Source organism: Bradyrhizobium sp. CCBAU 51627 (assembly GCF_028128765.1).
Taxonomy (GTDB): Bacteria; Pseudomonadota; Alphaproteobacteria; order Rhizobiales; family Xanthobacteraceae; genus Bradyrhizobium.
The window spans coordinates 1-346 of record NZ_LBJG01000043.1; the positions used below are offsets into that span (position 1 = coordinate 1).

1 protein-coding gene is annotated in these 346 nt (G+C 63.0%); it reads left to right on the plus strand.

Annotation, left to right across the window (positions count from 1 at the left end; translation table 11 throughout):
* The coding region (locus XH88_RS25615; RefSeq protein ID WP_271671025.1) for a transposase at nt 1-346 on the plus strand (346 nt) is incomplete at both ends.

Genomic DNA, 346 nt, shown 5'->3' on the forward strand with positions numbered 1-346 from the left:
AAAAAAAAGCGTGGCGGCTGGCGAGCGCGATCGTCGCGAGGTGGCGCGACGGCGAGCCCAGTGGGCAAAGTATCAAGGTCGCGTCGAAGCTGAGCGACTGGTCTTCATCGACGAGACCTGGACCAGGACCGATATGGCGCCCTTGCGGGGATGGGCACCGCGCGGGCGGAGACTTCATGCCAAGGTTCCTCACGGACGCTGGAAGACCATGACGTTCCTGGCGGCCTTGCGCCACGACCGGATCGATGCGCCATGGTTCATCGAGGGTCCGATCGATGGCGTGAGCTTTCGCGCCTATGTCGAGAAGGTTCTTCTGCCCACTCTTCAGCCTGGCGACATCGTCGTC